The following is a 19255-nucleotide window of genomic DNA, read 5'->3' on the forward strand; positions in this document are numbered from 1 at the left end:
GTTTCGGGTGGCGAGTCCGAAGATTCCATTGAACGATTGGCAGGTGAGTTGGTTTGCTGTCGCCGGGAACGTCAGACCAGTTTTCCACGAGACTCATAGAAGGCCTCCCAATGAGCCCCCTTGCGGTTTTTGACGACATGCTCGAAATAGTGTTGCACCTTCTTCAGGTCACCAATCAGCATCAGACCCCGATTGGTTGCGAGCGAGATGACACAGCGTTCCAGAAAACTCCGTCGGCCGACGAATTTCTGTGAGATCCCGAGGGAGCTCGCATCCCGGAACAGAAGTAGACTCCTTCAATCTCCAGGTTTTCGTTCGGATCGATATATCCCATTCCCACGGTACCAGAGTAGCTGCAGACAGCTGTCACGTTTGCACCAGGAAACTGTTTGGAGTGTTCATCGAATCCTCCGCCATCCATCGCGAGGCCGCGAGTCCAGCCCATTTTCTCCAGACCAAACACGAGCGTTGGTGCAGGGAGAGACATCGTGTTGAAGCGTTGAATATCGCATCGCTTCTCTTCGTCCGCTTCGAGGCCGTAAGTCGGCCGTCCGAGCTGAGGAAATGGTGAAAGAATCTCGTAGTCTCCGAGAACCTGCCCCCATTGCTCCCGTTCCGCCGCTGCCATCTCCAGTGAATGGACAAGTCCCACCATTTCGACCTTCTCAAGCGAGACCGAGTGATCCGCGGAGTCTGCGTAGTCCTGCTCTTCAGTGATCCGAAACGTGGTTGTCCGCTGGCCTTTGGCATCGTAACCGGCCCAGATCAACTTCTGAGCCAGATGAGTGATGAGGGGATGCCGGACGATGAGCTGTTCAAAGTTTTCCAAGTTCCAGCGTCGACCGGTGACCATGGACTGCTCGAGTCGCGCTGCCTGAATTGTCGCGACCTCCTTGATTTGCTTCTTCAGCAACTTCCATTCGGCAATCGACTGACTGGCAGCATCCGCATCATCCTTGGAGTTCGGGTCCGGAAGGTTTGGACGTAACTTGCCAGCCTCGTCGCGAACCATCGGCTTCAGGTCATCCCGACCGCTGCCGCTGGAGAACGTACGAGGACGAAAGCTTTGATTAACTCTTCACATTTCTCCTTATTCGTCGTCTCCATGATCGAACGAACGAGACAGTCGAGCGCGGTATCTTCCGTGCAGGCGATCCACTTGCGAACATCATCCCCCGTTCGCATGACTAATTCGAGTCGCCGCCATTCGGCAGCGATCAGGTCCGACGTTGCCAGTCCAAAGACAAGGTCCTGCGGGCGTTGGTAAATATCTCCACTTTCTCCATTGCGATACCGTTTTGCGTCAAGCTGACTCGTCACCTGATAAACGAGATCCGACATCCCTAATCCGGCGGCAATGTAATATTGCATCGGGAAGTGACCGTAGATCGATTTCGGAATTTGCGTTGGATCCCACTTCGCTGTGATCTCTTTCTTGATGACCGAGATCGCGTTGTCATCAAGATTTGGAAGGATGTATTTCCGAAAGCCGTCCAACATCGCGCTATCAATCGGTGAGATTCCGTAGCAGGAACCTTCACCGATTTGATACTTGATTATGAATTCCACGGCACCGAGAGGGCTGAGCAGCGTCAACAGAATCAAACCTGTCAACGAATCCAGACCTCGCTGATGACCATTCAGTTTTTCCGAAATGTTCTCGGCAGTCAGCTTTCCATCAAACGGCGTCCTTGATTTCGAGAGCTGTTGCGAAAACTCCACAGGAGTGGTGCTACGTCCTCGCCACGTTGACATGGCATCCAGCCAGAAATGAGCCTCCTCCCGTGATATCGGAAACGGAAGCGGCAGCGATTCCCAGGAGATTTCCCACCCGTATGTATGAGTCTTGGCCTTCGCCAGCGTTGCCAGACATCGATCGAGATCAAAGGACATGGGAGCGGGAAGTGGCGGAGCCGGTGGACGTCGGAAATGTGCTTTCGCCCAATCGTCGTCGGTCAAATCGAACTCTCGACTGGTGCTCAGATCGACATCGCTCGTGGAGAGTTGAGTGACCGGGACGACCACTGGGGTACTTAGGACCATTTCGGCGGAACTGACAATTTTGACCTGTTTCGCTTTGGATTCGGCGGGACTCGATTTCTTCGACGCCTTTTGGACCGGAGCCTTTACTGAGGCGGATGAGGCCGACGTCGTTGACAACGAATCGTCTTTGTTGACATAGCCCTTTTTTGTCTTCTCAGCGACGAGCTTATCGTACGACTTCCTGGCCTCGTCGTTGTTGCTGAAGCTCTTCGTTTGCGTCTGTCCTGATGTCCCGATCTTGCCAAACGTCACTGTAAATTCGTGACCGCTGAGTTCGATCTTCCAGAATTTGTGAGAACTACCGTCAGAGAACTCCAGAGAATGGGAAGCAGTGGTCATAGGGGCGTCTCAATGCTGAGTCGGAGATCCAATTACATAGCCCCCACTAGCAGAACAATTGGTTTCTATCCGGTCAAGGCATTCGGAGAGCAGCAAGCCACACTGAGGTGCACCCTTAGCTTTAGACGACAATTTCTCTGCCATGGGCTTGCGCTCAAAGCCTTTCACCAGCCCACCGATGAACGACTTCACTTCGATCTCGTCCAAGCGGAACTTCTGGGCTTCTTCTGGCACTTCACACACTGGAGGATTCGAAACAGTCTCGACCTATTTCGATGAGAGCATTGAACCGAGGGCTTCGTGTCTCGATCACAGGCTTCAGCAACGTGCGGGCTTCAGTGTGCTGTGCTCATATTGAAGTCTCATGGAATGGACGCCGTAAGAGGGCAGTCTGCGCGACTGATTACACATTCAATTTTAACTATTTCAATTTTTCTATCAATCAGCTGTTGATTACATGAGCATTAAATCGTATCTGTGTTATCCATTCTGTGCGACGGCCAGTATCTCCCATGGAAAGCGGAGGCCTGATGATCACGAGTCGATTGCGTGCATGTGCCTTGCAGGCTGCTGCAGGAGAACTGCACGAGGCCCGCTCCTCTTTACGAACCCTTCTCGAAGAGGATTCCGAATCTGATGCTGCACCAGCACGATCGATCATCCTCACCAACTTAGCGGCCATTGAAGCTGCTTTAGGAAACAGCCGCTCCGCCCGACAGCTGCTCTCTCAAATTCCTCCTCACGATCGATCGCCAGTCGTTACACACAATACGAAAACCCTTAAAAAACACTCAGAACACGCTGATTCTACTCTAGGTAGTTCCGCTTGCGCCCGCGGCCGTGTTTCCCTGGTCAGCTTCCTGTTTAACTGGCCGTCGACGGGAGGGGGAATTGTTCACACCGTTGAACTGGCAAAGTTTCTTTCGCAGGCCGGGTACGAAGTTCAGCTGGTTCATCCGGTCCTGCCAGAGTGGGGGATCGGACAGGTCGATCATACCTGCCCTGTTCCGACAATACCGTTAGCGTTCTCCCTGAGCGATTGGTCAATCCCTGAGATCCAGCATCGGTTTCGCGAAGCTATTGAGTGTTTCTCCCCGGATCAGATTATTATCACTGATTGCTGGAATTTTAAGCCTTATTTAGCACAGGCATTTCAAGGGTACTCCTATCTCATGCGGATGCAGGCCAGCGAGTGCCTGTGCCCGTTAAATAATCTGCGGCTGCTGCCTGATAGTCCTGCTCATTATCGGCAATGTCATTTTAGTCAACCTGCCACTCCTCAACACTGTCGTTCCTGTCTCTTCGACCATGGACACTCTTCCGGAAGCCTACATCAGGCGGAGCGGCAACTCAGTCAGGTCGAATCAGACGACTATTATCCCCTGCTCCTCAAGGCGATGGCGGAGGCCACGTCTGTTCTCGTGCTGAATCAGTCAACTCGGAGATTATGGGAGCCTTACTGTCGCGATGTACGAGTGGTGACATGGGGCATGGATGCAAGCCGGTTTCCAGATCCGGTTGCTCCGCCGTTGCGTGCGAAGATGCGGCTGCTGTTTGCCGGGCTTCCTCAAGAGCCGATCAAGGGATTTTCCGTTCTGCGGGAAGCCTGCCGTCGGCTCTGGATGACGCGTCAGGATTTCGAGTTACTCGTGACGGCATCACCAGACCAGCTACCGACGACAGATCCCTTTATTTCTGCGATTGGTTGGCAGTCGCAAGAGACACTGCCGAACTGGTACCGGGAATGTGATCTTGTGGTGGTGCCCGCCATTGCCCAGGAAGCATTAAGCCGCACTGCGGTCGAAGGGATGGCGTCCGCACGACCAGTGCTGGGGAGCAACCTCGGAGGGCTTCCGGAGATTCTCGAAGAAGGAATCACGGGACGTTTGGCGGAGCCCGGAGTTGTCGAGGATTGGGTTCGCCAGTTGACCTGGTTTCTGGACCACCCGGCAGAGCGGCGTGCGATGGGGCTGCAGGGCCGCCGACAGTTTGAAGACCGATTTACCTGGGAACGGGTGATCGAAGACCTGTACATGCCGCTTCTGACCTCTGGAGTCGCCCACTCAAGGTGACACGGTAGTCGACGCGGAAGTGGAACGAGATTGATTAACCAGCATCGCGCGGAGGGCTCATGCGGCACGTGGGAGTCATTTTTGACGGATCAGCAAACTCAAACAAGGTTCACAAAAAGAACATTGAGCTAGAGACCTTTAGGCCAAGGACGCCATCTTCGTTGTATACACGTCGCAATATGCCTGTTCGAGTCAACCTGTTCGTTACGTGAGAAAAATAACCATATCATGCACACAACTTAACTATCACGATCGGATCACTACTTGATGAACGGTCAAGCTCGCCCCAATCCAAGCCCATGCCCCCCAGGGTCAATGCAACCTTTGAATTGCAATACACTTCCAGAGAAGATATTCGTAGCAGTTACGGGAGGCGGAGACTGCCTAATAGGTGCATGGGTGGTCGAATGCACACGAGAAGGTGACTTATGGCACGGATCTTATTTCCCACCACCTCCATCGCCTCCTTATCCACCGTGTTGGTTCGGATACGCCGACATCTGGTTCGGCTGCACCAATGAGCTCATCTCATTGACATTACAATTTTCTGCAGAGACGCTTTACTCTGGTTCGGCTCCGATTGAAGGCTGTCAGTTAAACATGAAAATAAATCTAACACTAAGCTCCGAAGACCCGGAAATTTGCGGGCAGTGTTCTAATTTGCCAATTTCAGTAAGGCTTAGTGATTAGACCGCCCTAACAGCACCTTTCGACATGAGTTCAGTAAACTTTCACCTCTCATGGGATTTCGCTAGTTACTGTGGCGCAAACAGGCTGAGTGAAAAAACAACATACTGACCGTTTCACTACTGATCCAAAACATTAAATCATCAACATACACCACGTTGAATTCATCGACTTCTGTCTCCCTGACGCGAAGCGCACTTTTGATTATTAAAGACGCCAACTAAACATTTGCAAGTTCGGGAGGGAACAATGCTTTGTGTGGGAGTCATTTTTGACGAATCGTTAAGGCCAGAGACAACTGGCGGCTATGTTCTGCGGGCAATGCAGTCTCTGGTCCAAGCAGTTCACATCCGGCCAGAAGAACTGGACACAGTCGATCCCGGAGCGTTTGATTTCTTCGTACGCGTGGATGACGGACTGGATTATGTCATCCCTGATCGTCTGCGACCGTTAGCCTGGTGGGCCATTGATACCCATCTGTCGTTCGATCGCTGCCTGCAAGTGGCAACACAAGCGGACCTGGTCTTTGCCGCCCAGAAGAACGGTGCAGCACAGATGCAACAGGCGGGTATTCGGAATCCACTCTGGCTTCCGCTGGCCTGCGAGCCGGAGATTCATGGACGCCGGATGGTGGAGAATCGATTTGATGTGGCATTCATCGGCCACTTCTTTCCCGGAGTCCGTGAGGATCTGCTGCAGCGGATTGAACAAGAATTCTCCCGCTCATTCATTGGGCAATGCGACTACCGGCAGATGGCGGAAATCTATTCCGCGTCAAAGATCGTCTTCAATCGCAGCTTGCGCGACGACATTAACATGCGCGTGTTCGAAGGACTCTGCAGCGGTTCCTTACTCATGACAAATGCCCTCGTTGAGAATGGGCAAGACGAGTTGTTCCAGATGGGCCTCCACGCCGAGACCTACCAGGATACAGGGGACCTTATCGACAAGATTCACTACTATTTGAGGCACGATCAGGAGCGGGAGCGGATTGCCGCAGCAGGACAAGAACTGGCTCGCTCTCACCATACATACCGCCACCGGGTAGAGACGATCCTCACGCAGTTGACGAGCCTCACCGCCCGGACGTCCATTCGCCAGGTGGGAATGCCAGCAGGTCCTCAGCCCGTTGTCAAAGCTCCGGCTTATTTTGAGTTTGATCGCCCAGATGTGCTGGAACGCATCCCCATTCATGCTCAGCGTCTGCTGGATATCGGTTGCGGTGGAGGCAAGCTGGGGGTTGCCATTAAGCAGCGACAACAGGCGCATGTGACCGGCATTGAGCTGAACTCAGATGCCGCGTCGCTGGCGACGACTCGCCTGGACGAGGTGTATATCGGCAATGTCCAGGCGGAGGGGCTGGATTTTCCTGAAGGCTCCTTTGATTGCGTCATTTGTGCGGATGTGCTGGAGCATCTACGAGACCCTGCCGCCGTGTTGAAGAAGATTCGCCGCTGGCTCACTCCAGACGGAACACTGGTGACCAGCATTCCAAATGTTCGTAATCACACCGTCATCCGCTCGTTGCTGGCTGGAAACTGGACATACGAATCGGCCGGGTTGCTGGATGAGGACCACGTTCGCTTTTTTACTCGTCGGGAGGTCGAAAAACTTCTCTTTCGTTGTGGCTTCGAAATCCGATCGCTGCAGTTTGTCGGAGGTCCCGGTTTCGCCGAATGGCAACAGCAAGGCAAGCCCCGGCAGATCACTCTCGGGCCATTTTCACTCCAAGTCAGTACTGAGGCCGAGGCGGCCGAATTCTTTGCGTACCAGTTCCTGACGACGGCCATCCCCACTCCCGAACGCCGCCCCCTACTCACTTCAATCATCCTCGTAACCTACAATCAATTGCCCCATACTCAAGCCTGCCTGAACAGCATTCGGCTGGTGACAGATGAGCCCTATGAGATCATTGTGGTCGACAATGGCTCCACCGACGGAACTGTGGATTTCCTGCGTGCCGATCTTCATCTGCGGCTGATTGAGAATGGGTGCAATCGAGGTTTCCCGGCTGCCGCCAATCAAGGCATTCAGGCCGCACAGGGAGAACAAATTCTTCTCCTCAACAATGACACGATCGTCACCACGGGGTGGCTGCAGCGACTCACTGCTGCACTCAATTCCGCACCTGAGGTTGGCCTCGTCGGTCCGGTGACCAACTGTATCAGCGGGGAGCAACAGGTTCCGGTCACCTACGACGAGTTGGCTCAACTTGACGGCTTCGCCTGGGACTGGGGGAAGCAGCATCACCAACACTATCAGCCCACCGATCGGCTTGTCGGGTTCTGCCTCTTGATCAAGAAAGAGGTTGTCGACCGAATTGGTCGATTGGATGAGCGATTCGGGATCGGCAACTTTGAAGATGATGACTACTGCCGTCGCGCTCAGGCGGCGGGATACCAGAGTCTCATTGCCACCGACACCTTCATTCACCATGTAGGGAGCGCCACGTTTCGAGGAAGTGGCACTGACCTGCGAGGACTGCTGGAAACTAATCAGCAACGGTATCGCGAGAAATGGGATCGGGCACAACAACCACAGCCAGGGCGACGACCGCAACGAGTGGGCTGTCCCCATTTTCTGCTGGAGGCGAATGATGCCGGAGAACTGCTCCTACAACCGAATCCGATCAAGCTCTCTGCCTGTCTGATTGTCCGGGACAACGAACAGACGATCCGCCCCTGCCTGGAAAGTTTAGGTCCGTGGGTGGATGAGTTGATCGTCGTCGATACGGGCTCGCAAGACCGGACACCACAAATCTGTGAAGAGCTGGGCGCCACAGTCCATCACTGGGCCTGGCAGGACAGTTTCAGTTTGGCCAGAAATGAATCATTCCGGCACGCGCGCGGAGAGTGGATCTTCTGGATGGACTCCGACGACACAATTCCCGAACACTGTGGCCAGAAACTCAAGCAACTCGTCGACGGGGAGCATCCGGAACAGGTCCTGGGCTATGTCATGCAGGTGCATTGCCCAGGCATCAATCCCCACGACGTGACAGCGGTGGACCACGTGAAGCTCATTCGCAATCGTCCGGATCTGGATTGGGAATTTCATATCCATGAACAGATCCTCCCGGCAATTCGTCGCGCCGGGGGTGACGTGGCCTGGACTGACATTTACGTCGTCCATTCCGGGTCGGACCATAGCGAAGCGGGACACGTCCGCAAACTCGAACGGGATTTCAAGCTTCTGCACCGCGACCTTGCGGAGCGGCCCGATCATCCCTTTGTGTTGTTCAATCTGGGCATGACCTATGCTGATGCAGGCCAGCATGATCAGGCCATCCAGTTTCTGAACCGTTGCATTCATGTTTCTGGCCCCGAGGAATCGCACCTCCGTAAAGCTTATGCGTTACTCATCGGTTCCCTGATGCAGTTGAACAAGGTTGAGGAAGCCTTCGCATGCTGCACGCAGAGCCTGCGGCTCTTTCCGGGAGATAAAGAACTCCTGTTCCGCCAGGCCATGCTGTATCACAAACAGGGACACCTGCGTGATGCAGAGCAGACCTATCTCCGGATTCTGCAGGAGCAGACGGACCGACACTTCGCCAGTGTCGATCTGGGAATCAGGGATTACAAGGCCCGTCATAATCTGGCGATTGTCTACGAAGACATGGGCCGCCATGAAATCGCCCACCAGGTCTGGAATGACATCGCAATGAAGGCCGCTGATTACGAACCAGCCCAAAGAGCGTTAACTAAGTACTCCACTCAGTTCCAGAACAATTAGACATGAATTCCGTCGAAACGACTTCTGCCGACTGTCAATGTCCTATTCCTCCGGAAGGGACTGAATGGTTCTGGTGCGATTCGCACCAGTGTCGTAAGTCTGTACATCTGCAGAAGCTTTGTGCCACGAATCCATCAGCGAGACTAGGATGGGAGCAAGGAAAGGGGCCGGGACAGGGAGTGGCAATCCCCACACTGGGGGCTCCAATCAAGATCAAGCCAGTCGCTTCCGGGAAATGGTCGTGGAGCACGCTGAAGCGATTTACCACAGCCCTGGTCAAGCATGCTGGCGACTGGTTTCGTAAGTGCAGTCGCAAAGAAATTCAGTCTCGCCTGGAGGTCTGCAAACAATGTGAACACTTTACAGGCACTGCCTGTGCTCAATGCGGTTGTCGGGTCAATCTTGAAGCTCGTTTTCTCAACAAGCTCGCCTGGCGATCCGAGTCTTGTCCTATGGGGAAGTGGCCTTCACTTTCACATCGCCGTTGGAGTTGGAAAACGTCAGGGAGGCAAGCGAAGCCTTTCCTGATCAGCTCAAAATCTCAGAATCACAAGTCGTAAAACAAGGAAAGAACGATGGCCTCTGATTGCCCCTGTATTCCTGCCGATCCTCCATGTCTTATGGGCGATGGCGGTGTCAACGGTGACACCGCCCCAAGCTGCTCCGCAAAGGAATGTCCACCGCCACAACCTCCGTTGCAACTACCACCTGAGTGCGAAGCCCCCAGTGGTTGTGGGTGCGGTTGCGGTTGAGCGCCTGATTCATCAACCCATGTGCCGTCCATTCTGAATTCTGCAACTCTGATTTTCAGGGAGAGTGATTCTCATGTCTCAGCCTGTATTTCCAGTGCCACAGCCACTGCGTTCTGCTGCTCCTGTTCCACCAGGTCCCGTCAGTATTCCTCCTGTTCAGGAATACGATGAGTTGAAGGCCTCCCTTGGCGAACTGACTCGCCCACACTATCCGCGATTTCAGGGGGGTGAGTCCCCTTTTCGGGTTAATCCTGGAAATGGAAATCTTTCGATCTCCTTTACGATTCCGACTCCGATCTTTTCGACACTTCCTCCCGTCTTCACCTACCACAGTCGGGCTGCCGCAGCTGAGATTGGCTTTGGACACGGTGTTGCCAACCTCTATAACCCGACTGTGACATCCCTCTCCGCAACCTCAGCTCGAGTTGTGGATGGAGGCGGCAATTCGGTGACATTCACGGACAAAGATGGTTCCGGCAACTACCTCTCGCCCCCCAATAGTGGCAATTCCCTCAAAGCAGAGTCCGGTGGAGGCTGGACAGAAACCCGGCCTGACAACTTTCAGCGTTATTACGATTCAGACGGATTGCTGAAGCGAATCATCTCCCCTGCTGGTGGACGATGGACACTCCTTCATACAGGTGACCAGCTGGATGCCGTGGTCGATCCGCTGCTCAATCGTCTGACTTATCTCTACGACGGGTCCAACAACCTGCGCACCATTGTTGATCCTGCAGGGCGAAGGACCACCTTCACAATTGACGGCAACAACAATCTGGTCGGTTATCAGTCGCCGGACGGGAGCCGGACAACGCTGCTATACGAACCTGACCACACGGTGAAAGCCTATATCGATTCCGAGTCCCATCGTACCACATTCTCATACGACACCATTCGGCGAATCAAATCGGTCCTGGCTCCCAACGGGGGGCGGATGACCTATTCCTATGGCGCAAGCAATGTGGTCCAGACTCCGGATGGCCAGCGGACGACGGTCCTCTTCAATAATGCGGGAAATATTGCGGCCGTCGTCGATCCTCTGGCGGCTCGAACGACCTATCTCTGGACCGACAATCGAATCACCGCGCAAGTGAACCCGCTGGGGCACCGGACGACGCTCAGCTATGTCACCCTGATGAATGGAGCGACCCGGCCGAAATCGATCACCAATCCGCTCGGGCAGCGAACCACGTTGCTGTACGATGGAAACAGTCAGCTCAAGACACAGGTCTTTCCTTCAGGAGCAAGACACACGTTCGTCTGGAACGGATCGGGGCAACGCGTCGCGGCCATTGATATGCTTGGAGGCCGCTGGACCACACTCTATCACTCGGATGGACAGATTCTGGCTTCGATCAACCCGTTGGGGATTCGCGGAACAAACGTCTACGACGGCACCGGATTGCGGGTCGCCCAGATCGATCCACTGGGTGCCCGGACCACCACCCTCCATAACGCCAACGGCATGCCCACCGTCATCGTTGATCCGCTGGGGGCGCGGACGACGTATCTCCGGGACAACATGAACCGGACCTATGCCACGATCGATCCGCTTGGCAATCGGACCAGCACCATCTACGACGCGGGCGGTGAACCGATCGCCACCATCAATCAACTCGGAGAACGGACCACCACCGTTTACGACAGTTCCGGTCGGGTTTTAGCGACGATCAACCCATTGGGAAATCGCACCACGAATGTCTATGACCTCCTTGGCCGACGTATTGTCGCAATCGATCCACTCAATCGTCGGTCTACGACTGTGTACGATGCAGCGAATCGCGTACTGTCCACGGTTGAGCCCACAGGAGCCAGAACAACTTTCGGCTATGATCTGGCCAACCGCCGCATCCGCACGATCGACGCTGCTGGAAACATCACAACGACCATCTACAACGCTGACTCCCGTCTCATCGCCACGATTGACCCGTTCGGACAACGGTCCACTCTCGCTTACAATGTTCTTGGGGAAGTCGTTCGCACGACGAATCCCCTAAATCACAGCACCACGACCCTCTATGATTCGGCAGCCAGACCGATTGCCAGCATCAATCCGCTCGGGAACCGCAGCACAACCGTCTACGACACACTGAACAGAGCAGTGGCTGGCGTGAATCCGCTAGGATATCGCAGCACGAACGTCTACGACGTCGCCAACCAACGGACAGCCGCAATTGATCCGCTCAATCATCGCGCGACAGTCATTTATAATGCAAACGGAAACATCATCGCGTCCATTGATGGGCTGAATCAACGGACAACCACGGTCTATGATGCGAATCAGCAACCGGTTGCCACCGTCAACGCACTCGGCAACCACACAACGACGATCTACGACGCTGCGGGACGGACGAAAGCTCGCGTTGATGCCCAGAATCAGCGAACAACATCCATCTACGATGCAGCTGGACGAACTATTGCTCAGGTGAATGCTCTGAACCACCGGACCACGACGATCTATAACGCAGCGAGCGATGTCCTCGCGAGTGTAATGCCACTCGGACAACGAGCGACCCAGGTTTACAACTCCGCCGGGCAACGCATCGCGACCGTCGATCCTCTGTTGAGCCGAATCACCACCGTTTATGACGCTTCAGGAAGACCATTAGCTCAGGTCAACCCTTTGGGCTTCCGCACAACGACGGTCTACGACAAAACCCGTGTGGCTGCAAGTGTGGATGCCAATGGAAACCGGACCACGAATATCTACGACTTGGCTGGGCGCCCATTGGCCACAGTCAACGCTCTGGGACACCGCACGACGCAGGTGTACGATGCCGCAGGACGAGCCACTGCCCAGATCAATGAGCGAAACTACCGATACACCAGCACTTACGACGCTGCAGGCCAAGAAACCCAGTTTATTGATCCACTCAACCGTCGGGTGACCTCCACATATGATGCCGATGGCAACCAAAAGACCCGAACCGATGCCCGGGGATACCGGACGACCTACGTGTACGACTCCCGACATTTTTTAACCAGTCGGCAATACCCCGATGGTTCCCGGGCGACATTCACGTACAATGCAGTGGGAGCCCGCACAACCATGGAAAACCACACTGGCCGATACACGACGACCTATGACACGCTGCAGCGAAAGCTGTCTGTCGTCACTCCGGTCGGTAAGTTGATCACTTACAGCTACGATGACCTGGGCCGCAAATCTCAGATGAATGTCGCCAGTGCGGGAATGTTCACATACAGCTATGACGCCAACAATCAGCTGAAGGCGATTCGCAATCCCCAGGACGATCGCACCAGCTTCAGCTATGATGCGGCCGGGAGAAGAACACTCAAGGAACTCGCCAATGGCACCCGGGCGACCTACCTCTATGATGCTGCCAGCCAGGTGACACGGGTGGCAAATCTGAAATCGGACAACTCGACGATTTCGATGTTCGACTACACGTATGATTCTGTCGGTAACCAGAGAACTATTACCACAGCCAGTGGTGGGCTGACCACTTACTCCTACGACGCCACCTATCGCCTGACCGAAGAATACCGGACGTCAAGTGAACTCAACTGGGCCGGATTATCTGCCAACGATTGGGACAGTCTCACTGCAACCCAATGGAGCACTCTCGACGCAGGCCCGGGCTATCGGAATACATATAGTTACGATCCGACCGGAAACCGCACCTTAACCATCAAAGATGGTGAAAGAACCACCAGTACGTTCGATCCCGCCAATCAAAATGTCTACTCACTGAATCCCACTGGGCGCACGACGTACACCTTTGATCCGAGCGGGAATCGGACTGGTGTTCAGAATCCGGACAGCAGCCGCACAACGACCAGCTACGACTTCGAGAACCGTGACATCCGTGTTGAACTGCCAGCCAGTGTTGTCAACACCATGGCTTATGACCCAGATGGGCTGCGGGTGCTGCTGCAGGATTCCCATGGAACGACGAAGTTCGTCTACGACAACCAACAATACCTGCTTCAAACCGACGGCAGCAATGCCATCACGGCTGCCTATACTCAGGAACCTGGCTCCTACAGCAACCTCACCAGCCAATACAGCTACAACGGCTCACTCTGGCTCCCGAGCTATCACCATTACGACAGCCTCGGAAACACGGCCGAACTGACCGACGCTGACGAGAATGTGACAGACACCTACGAGTACACCGCCTGGGGAGAACTGTTTTCAAAGACCGGCAACACGCTCAACCCATTCCAGTATCGCGGTCGATACGGCTACTATTTCATTCCCGACACCGGTGAGATCTACGTCATCATGCGAACGTACGACCCGGTCACCGGCCGATGGACCACAATGGATCTCTTTAGGTTCATTGATGGACTAAACATGTATCTGGCGTACTTTATACCAAATTCCTTAGATCCTTTCGGACTTAATTCAACGTGGTGGGGAATCTCGTTTGGCGGTACTTTTTACAATGGCGCCGGAGGTGGCGTTACGGTTGATGCTACTGTAAAAACCGAACCATGCTGTGAAAATGGAGTTATTGGAACCAAGGCAATATATGACGGACGCATTCACGGCGAGGTTGGAATTGGACTAGGGATTGACGTAAAAATACTTACGGCAAAACTTTCCGCACAAATCATTGTCGCGAAAGTAAATCTTGATTTCGGCACAAGATGTGAAACAGAATGTGGCAACCCCATAGGGGCAGCTCCTTGTTGTCGAACTTGTGTAGACATTGGATTTAACACCCCATTACCTCAGTTTCCAATTTCTTCAGCTAATATAGGATTTATTGTAGGCTTGGAAGTTTCTGGTTCCGTATCCGGTAGCGTCAGAGCTTGCTATAACTTTGGTGGCTGCCCCAAACCTGGATTAGCAATTGGATTTTGTGCTAGTGCGTCGATGGCGGCTAGCGTTACAACTGGCCTACTTGGGACATTTGGCGCAGAAGCAAGCTTTTTTTCAGGATGCGTTGCAATGACTGGAACTGAAGACATGCTGGACTGGTGAGGCAGGTTAAATGCGAAATTCAATATGGTTGAATACATTTAGGTTATACATGTTTACTTGCACTGTTTGTGTAATTCTCCTGATTGTTGCATGGCCTTACGGCTACTTGCTCGGCAAAGCGGCACCTATGTGTCGCCAGTCTCAACCCATAAACCAGCTTGAGATTGTAGTCTTCAGCAATACAATACTACTGCCTGGCACTGCAGTTGCATGCAGCATACTCTCTGGAATTACAGCATTCCTTGCGACTCGACTTGAGTTTTGCCGCACTGCAATTGCATACAACGCGTTAGTGTCATTCGTGCTCGCCCTTCCTGTGATTACCATAGCTTCATTGACATGTATTGCCATTGGCTGGATGGGAATTCATCAATGGACACGGATTGAATATGCATTTTTTCTTGTTGTTGCAAGTTCTCAACTGGCAGGCAGCATCGGCGGCGCAATTGCTATTGTCATGAATCAAAAAGGTGACAATAGTTTTTATAAGATGGAGCGAAGAGACCAGTCTAGGCGTTTCCGGTAGCTCTGGTCGGAAGCGCCGGGTGCCCGGGTTGGAAACGCCCTTTTGGGGCACACGAGGAGTCTTTGGAGAAGTAACATCCTGCGTGCCGGGTGCCCGAGTTGGAAGCACCCTTTTGGGACACACGAGGTGTCTTTGGGGAAGTAACATCCTGCGTGCCGCTGGTCTGTGACCAGTGTAGTGGTGCATTCAAACAGAAACCCAATTCTCGATGGCTAACAGAATCACTCTCCTCGACAGTTCTAGACTATAGAGGTGACCAAGCGCCAGATGGAACGAGGCAGTTTACGACCGAGAAAATGAAAGGCTTTCAGAAGTCCTCGTTTCGAGGTTGATCTGAAATCCTGCAGGTTGGTAGTGTCACGGAAGTGTCAAAATCTTGATCCGGAGTCATCTTTGGACATTACAGGCAATTCAAGGATGCAAGGGCACAACATGCCACGAGTGTAATCGTATATTTTAGAATATCACGCTTCGCTGCTGCCTAGCTCTGGGATCTGGCTTTCAGCAAAGCAATCAATCTATGATTGGAGAGAGGATGAGCGTAAGTTCAAACCCAACCCCTCGCATCAACGCCTGCGCCCCGGTTCCACTCGATTGCAGTGGTTTACCAAATACGTTGATCTCACACCGCCTGACATGACTTGCATAATACGAATCTGTATTCCGCAGCACTGAAGAAGTCTAGCCCGTTATACAACCAAATTTAGACGTGGTCCAATTAGCCTTTGTCATCGAAAGGGGCGAATGCTCAAAGAGGATCAACGAGATTACATTGTGGAGTCATAAGGTTTCGTGTCGAGTACCTCAGTAGAAACCTGCTGTAGATAAGCCCGTACGCATAATGTTTCAATTCGGAAGGGATAGCGCATGAAACCAAATCCTTCAGGCTGCTGCAAAGTTCAGTCACCAACATGTTGCCCTGAAAGTTATCCGGATACGTTGAAGCTTCAAGCAATTCCCCCGGTGGGATCGTGCGCACCAAGTGCCACGATTTCCATGCGAATTTTAGGGGACAGGACATTACCAACCTGGCGAGGGCAATACGCATGCCTGCAGGTTGAAGTTCTGTGCGCATACGACTGGCAGGACGGTACTGCAGATTGGCACATCTTCTTCTCGAATGGAGCTGGCACCCTGATGTTTGGAACGTGTCATCCACTCTATATGGAAATTGATTTTCCCTTCGCAGTCATGAGTGCCTGCGATCCTGAATGCAATGACGGCATCAATTTCATTCTTACAGAGTAGTATTTCGAACCGGAATACCCACTGTTTTCTGCCAACCCTGTTCTACAAATCAAGTTGAGATCAATGACAGCCAGTAATCCACATCTGGAAGATTGCTGTGAGCCAGGCCCGGTACTGACTTGCAATGCGATTAACGGAATTCCAATACACGTCAACATCAGCGGGCTAAGTGGCTGTGTCCACGCTGCGAGACTTCGAGGATGGGCGCAATGAATGGAGACTGGACCCCCCCGGAGTGGATTTCGGTCAGGATCAAGCACCCGCACTCCAGCTGATACGGGTGGCGGGAACTGCAATTTGAAATCCGGAAGCGCGCATTGCTCGGACATCGTGAACCCGGGGCCCAAGAGATAAAACTTTTCGCGGCTTGCTTTCAGGCTGCACTTCGCCCCGAACGGGATGGGGGTGATAAAGAACTCCCCGGCCGTGTTTGACTGAACGCCACGGGATCTCTCTGTTGTGGTCGTTCTACGCGAGGTTGTCTTCGTTGCCGATCAGTCGCGGAGGCAATCAGGGCCAGTAAGGGGTGAAAAAGGAAGCTCATAGCAGTATTGTCGGAATGTGTAATCTGGAAACAGATTGCACATTCCAACAATACCGCGCTTGGACTCCCCAATGGCACCGTTTTTCGAGGGTGAAGAAGCCGGTATTGGGAACCCACCAACTGGCGGCGTCATAACCGCACCGCTGAGATTTCGTTCACTTTCAGAACGACCGCGACCCACTAACCCGCCAGATCCAAGTGTGGCGCAAGCATGAGACAAGCCAGATCGAAGCGAAAGGGCTCAAAAAAGCAGCGTTTTTGAAGCGAGATCCAAGCGTGGCGCTAGCAAGTTACCACTACGTAACCGAAGGGCCCCCTGTAATTGCTGCTTGCACCACAGCGACTCATGCCTAGTGCGATGAGCACATCCATGAATCTTCAAAAGCGGCGCATGAAGCTGATGCAGATTCAGGTCGTTCTCAACGACAGTCTGGTAGAAATCTGGCTCGCCAAGCGAGGTGGCGGCGGCGTCGATCATCGTGTCTAGATTCGTACTGAGGACGAGTGGACAGACTCGGGATGCTAGAAAGTCTGCAACTGCAATGTGAACTTGATTTGGTGGACTTCGTACGAATTCGCGCCATTTGACGAGTTGTTTCAGTAGAACGTGCTCCAACTCATTTCTTCAAAAAAGTGTTCTGCCCTTAATTCGATATGGTCAGCGAGACCATTGGGAAGATCAAATCCTGTTCTCGCCCGATACTCAGCTGCGCAGTGTTACGCCACTTTCCAAGCTGAAGAAATGGAGCTTGGAGGAGCCATTGACAATCCTGCTACACAAAGCATCATCGGACTGTCACTGGCGATCGACTCCAGAAGTCGAGATTTCAGATCATCGGTGATTATGTCTGACATATAGCTGCTATCTCACGTCTGCAGGCATTAAATGACCTCCACCCAGCTCACGAGCCGGGCGTCTTACCCTCGTTCTTCACCTAAGGATGCCCCTGTGAATGAGTTCTCTTTGAATCATTGGTTCCAGTGCTTGTCAGAACCTGAATCATTATTCGATAACTGTCCAGATAGTGATCTGAAGGATTTGGCAAGTAGCTGGAATAGGTTTGTTGCGAAGTGTATGTCTGCTTCCCGTCGGATGTCGTGACAGGTTGATCCTCACGTTGAAGCTGACGGATGTACTCCTTCAATTCCTGCTCTGAGAAGGAATCCAATTCAGGGTGAATAATAACTTCCTGGGGTGGCTGGGGATCGGGCCCTTTGGGGTATGAGGTCGTCAATACAGCACGTCTTGAGCGTTCGATTCGATCGTTGTTGTAGTGAACCATATGACCAAAATGCAGATAGGGGTCGACAGCTTTGACGACCGGGTCCATCCCGTTGACAAAAAACACGTATCGATCTGCAAGTTTGGATTCCAAAAAACTTCGCATGTTCTCACGGATCACTTTTGGCTGCCCAAATGTCATGACTCCGGCGATCTCATAATCGCCATCAACAAGCAAATCATGAGCACAAACCACAGCCAATGCTCCGCCGAGACTATGACCAGTGATCCAGACTCGTTTCGCCTCGTATTTCTGGAGCAATCGTCGAACTTGCTGATGCATCGAGTTCGGAGACCTTGAGTTGCTGTAGCCGCTTCGGAAACCTCGATGCATTCCGCCTGATCCATTGTTTGAATTGATGAAGATCAGGTCTTGCACGACATCATGCCAGCCGCTTTCTGTCCCCCGAAAAACAATGATTGCATCGTCATTCGATTTCACGACGTAGCCGTTCATTGACCCCGATTCAATTGTCTCCGCCTGAAAGCCTCGATTCTCAAGTTCTTCCCGTGCTTCGACTGGAGGGCGGTAGGAGATTTGGCACAGGTCCAGCATCAATTCAGCCACTGGCCAGTCGGCATATGAGTCGTTTGTGGACCAGCGGAGGGCGAGTCGTTCAGCATCTGTTAGGACAGGAGGTGCAGGAACAACTCGATCCGACCGGTCTTCATGGTCTCTTCTTCCATCCCAAGGGCTTTGAAACTGGCCGATGATCAGCGCCAATAGCGAAGCAATGACAAGTCCAGTTCCCAATGAGGAGCAAAATCGGCTCCACTGTTCACTCACAAAACGTTGAGTCGAAATCACCAATGCCACTATTCCCAGGCCGACTCCATAGGGGGCGGATCGGGTCATTTCAACGCCAACCGCCATCAGAATTAAGGCAACGAGGAATCTGCCCCAGGTTGGCTTGGCTGTCGTGACAAAATAATAAGGTTGCCAAACAGCAACTATTCCCAAAGAAATGAACAGCAGGCCCGCAATCTGTTCCATCACTCATCTCCCAGGTCGAAGAGCAACCGTTCTTTGACGGTCGCCTTCCTGTTCCGTTTCTTCCGGTCGGAATAGTTCGGTT

General features: G+C 53.0%; 8 protein-coding genes. 5 read left to right on the forward strand and 3 right to left on the reverse strand.

Annotated features, from left to right (window positions below; translation table 11 throughout):
• Window positions 1-181: 181 nt before the first annotated feature.
• Together SH527x_RS03650 and SH527x_RS03655 are read right to left on the reverse strand one after the other, a co-directional pair.
• Window positions 182-1012, reverse strand: a complete 831-nt coding sequence (locus SH527x_RS03650) for a DUF4132 domain-containing protein (RefSeq protein WP_437193293.1) — start codon at window positions 1010-1012, stop codon at window positions 182-184.
• A gap of 5 nt (window positions 1013-1017) precedes the next feature.
• Window positions 1018-2382 carry a WGR domain-containing protein gene (locus SH527x_RS03655; protein ID WP_437193294.1) on the reverse strand — a complete coding sequence of 455 codons (1365 nt, stop codon included), beginning with the start codon at window positions 2380-2382 and terminating at the stop codon, window positions 1018-1020.
• 530 nt (window positions 2383-2912) lie between these two features.
• Here SH527x_RS03655 and SH527x_RS03660 point away from each other — a divergent pair.
• The 5 genes from SH527x_RS03660 to SH527x_RS03680 all read left to right on the forward strand — a co-directional run bounded on the left by SH527x_RS03660 (window position 2913) and on the right by SH527x_RS03680 (window position 16353).
• Complete coding sequence (locus tag SH527x_RS03660; RefSeq protein WP_437193295.1) at window positions 2913-4454, forward strand: glycosyltransferase; 1542 nt, start codon at window positions 2913-2915, stop codon at window positions 4452-4454.
• A 936-nt stretch (window positions 4455-5390) separates the two neighbouring features.
• Window positions 5391-8873, forward strand: a complete 3483-nt coding sequence (locus tag SH527x_RS03665; RefSeq protein WP_437193296.1) for a glycosyltransferase — start codon at window positions 5391-5393, stop codon at window positions 8871-8873.
• 825 nt (window positions 8874-9698) lie between these two features.
• Window positions 9699-14579, forward strand: a complete 4881-nt coding sequence (locus SH527x_RS03670; protein ID WP_437193297.1) for an RHS repeat-associated core domain-containing protein — start codon at window positions 9699-9701, stop codon at window positions 14577-14579.
• A 49-nt stretch (window positions 14580-14628) separates the two neighbouring features.
• Window positions 14629-15105, forward strand: a complete 477-nt coding sequence (locus SH527x_RS03675; RefSeq protein WP_437193298.1) for a hypothetical protein — start codon at window positions 14629-14631, stop codon at window positions 15103-15105.
• A gap of 867 nt (window positions 15106-15972) precedes the next feature.
• Window positions 15973-16353 (forward strand): hypothetical protein, encoded by a 381-nt coding sequence (locus tag SH527x_RS03680; protein ID WP_437193299.1) that lies wholly within the window; start codon window positions 15973-15975, stop codon window positions 16351-16353.
• Between the two features lie 1479 nt (window positions 16354-17832).
• Here SH527x_RS03680 and SH527x_RS03685 read toward each other — a convergent pair.
• The gene (locus SH527x_RS03685; protein WP_437193300.1) at window positions 17833-19173 is read right to left on the reverse strand and encodes a lipase family protein; all 1341 of its coding nucleotides are present in this window, start codon (window positions 19171-19173) and stop codon (window positions 17833-17835) included.
• Window positions 19174-19255 lie beyond the last annotated feature (82 nt).

This window comes from Planctomicrobium limosum (genome assembly GCF_051465645.1).
Taxonomy (GTDB): domain Bacteria; phylum Planctomycetota; class Planctomycetia; order Planctomycetales; family Planctomycetaceae; genus Planctomicrobium.

Bases quoted from the DNA above. Each gene is read 5' to 3' on its own strand.
- SH527x_RS03665 (WP_437193296.1), top strand. From the start codon at position 5,391: ATGCTTTGTGTGGGAGTCATTTTTGACGAATCGTTAAGGCCAGAGACA.
- SH527x_RS03685 (WP_437193300.1), bottom strand. From the start codon at position 19,173: ATGGAACAGATTGCGGGCCTGCTGTTCATTTCTTTGGGAATAGTTGCT.
- SH527x_RS03660 (WP_437193295.1), top strand. From the start codon at position 2,913: ATGATCACGAGTCGATTGCGTGCATGTGCCTTGCAGGCTGCTGCAGGA.
- SH527x_RS03675 (WP_437193298.1), top strand. From the start codon at position 14,629: ATGTTTACTTGCACTGTTTGTGTAATTCTCCTGATTGTTGCATGGCCT.
- SH527x_RS03655 (WP_437193294.1), bottom strand. From the start codon at position 2,382: ATGACCACTGCTTCCCATTCTCTGGAGTTCTCTGACGGTAGTTCTCAC.
- SH527x_RS03680 (WP_437193299.1), top strand. From the start codon at position 15,973: ATGAAACCAAATCCTTCAGGCTGCTGCAAAGTTCAGTCACCAACATGT.
- SH527x_RS03670 (WP_437193297.1), top strand. From the start codon at position 9,699: ATGTCTCAGCCTGTATTTCCAGTGCCACAGCCACTGCGTTCTGCTGCT.
- SH527x_RS03650 (WP_437193293.1), bottom strand. From the start codon at position 1,012: ATGGTTCGCGACGAGGCTGGCAAGTTACGTCCAAACCTTCCGGACCCG.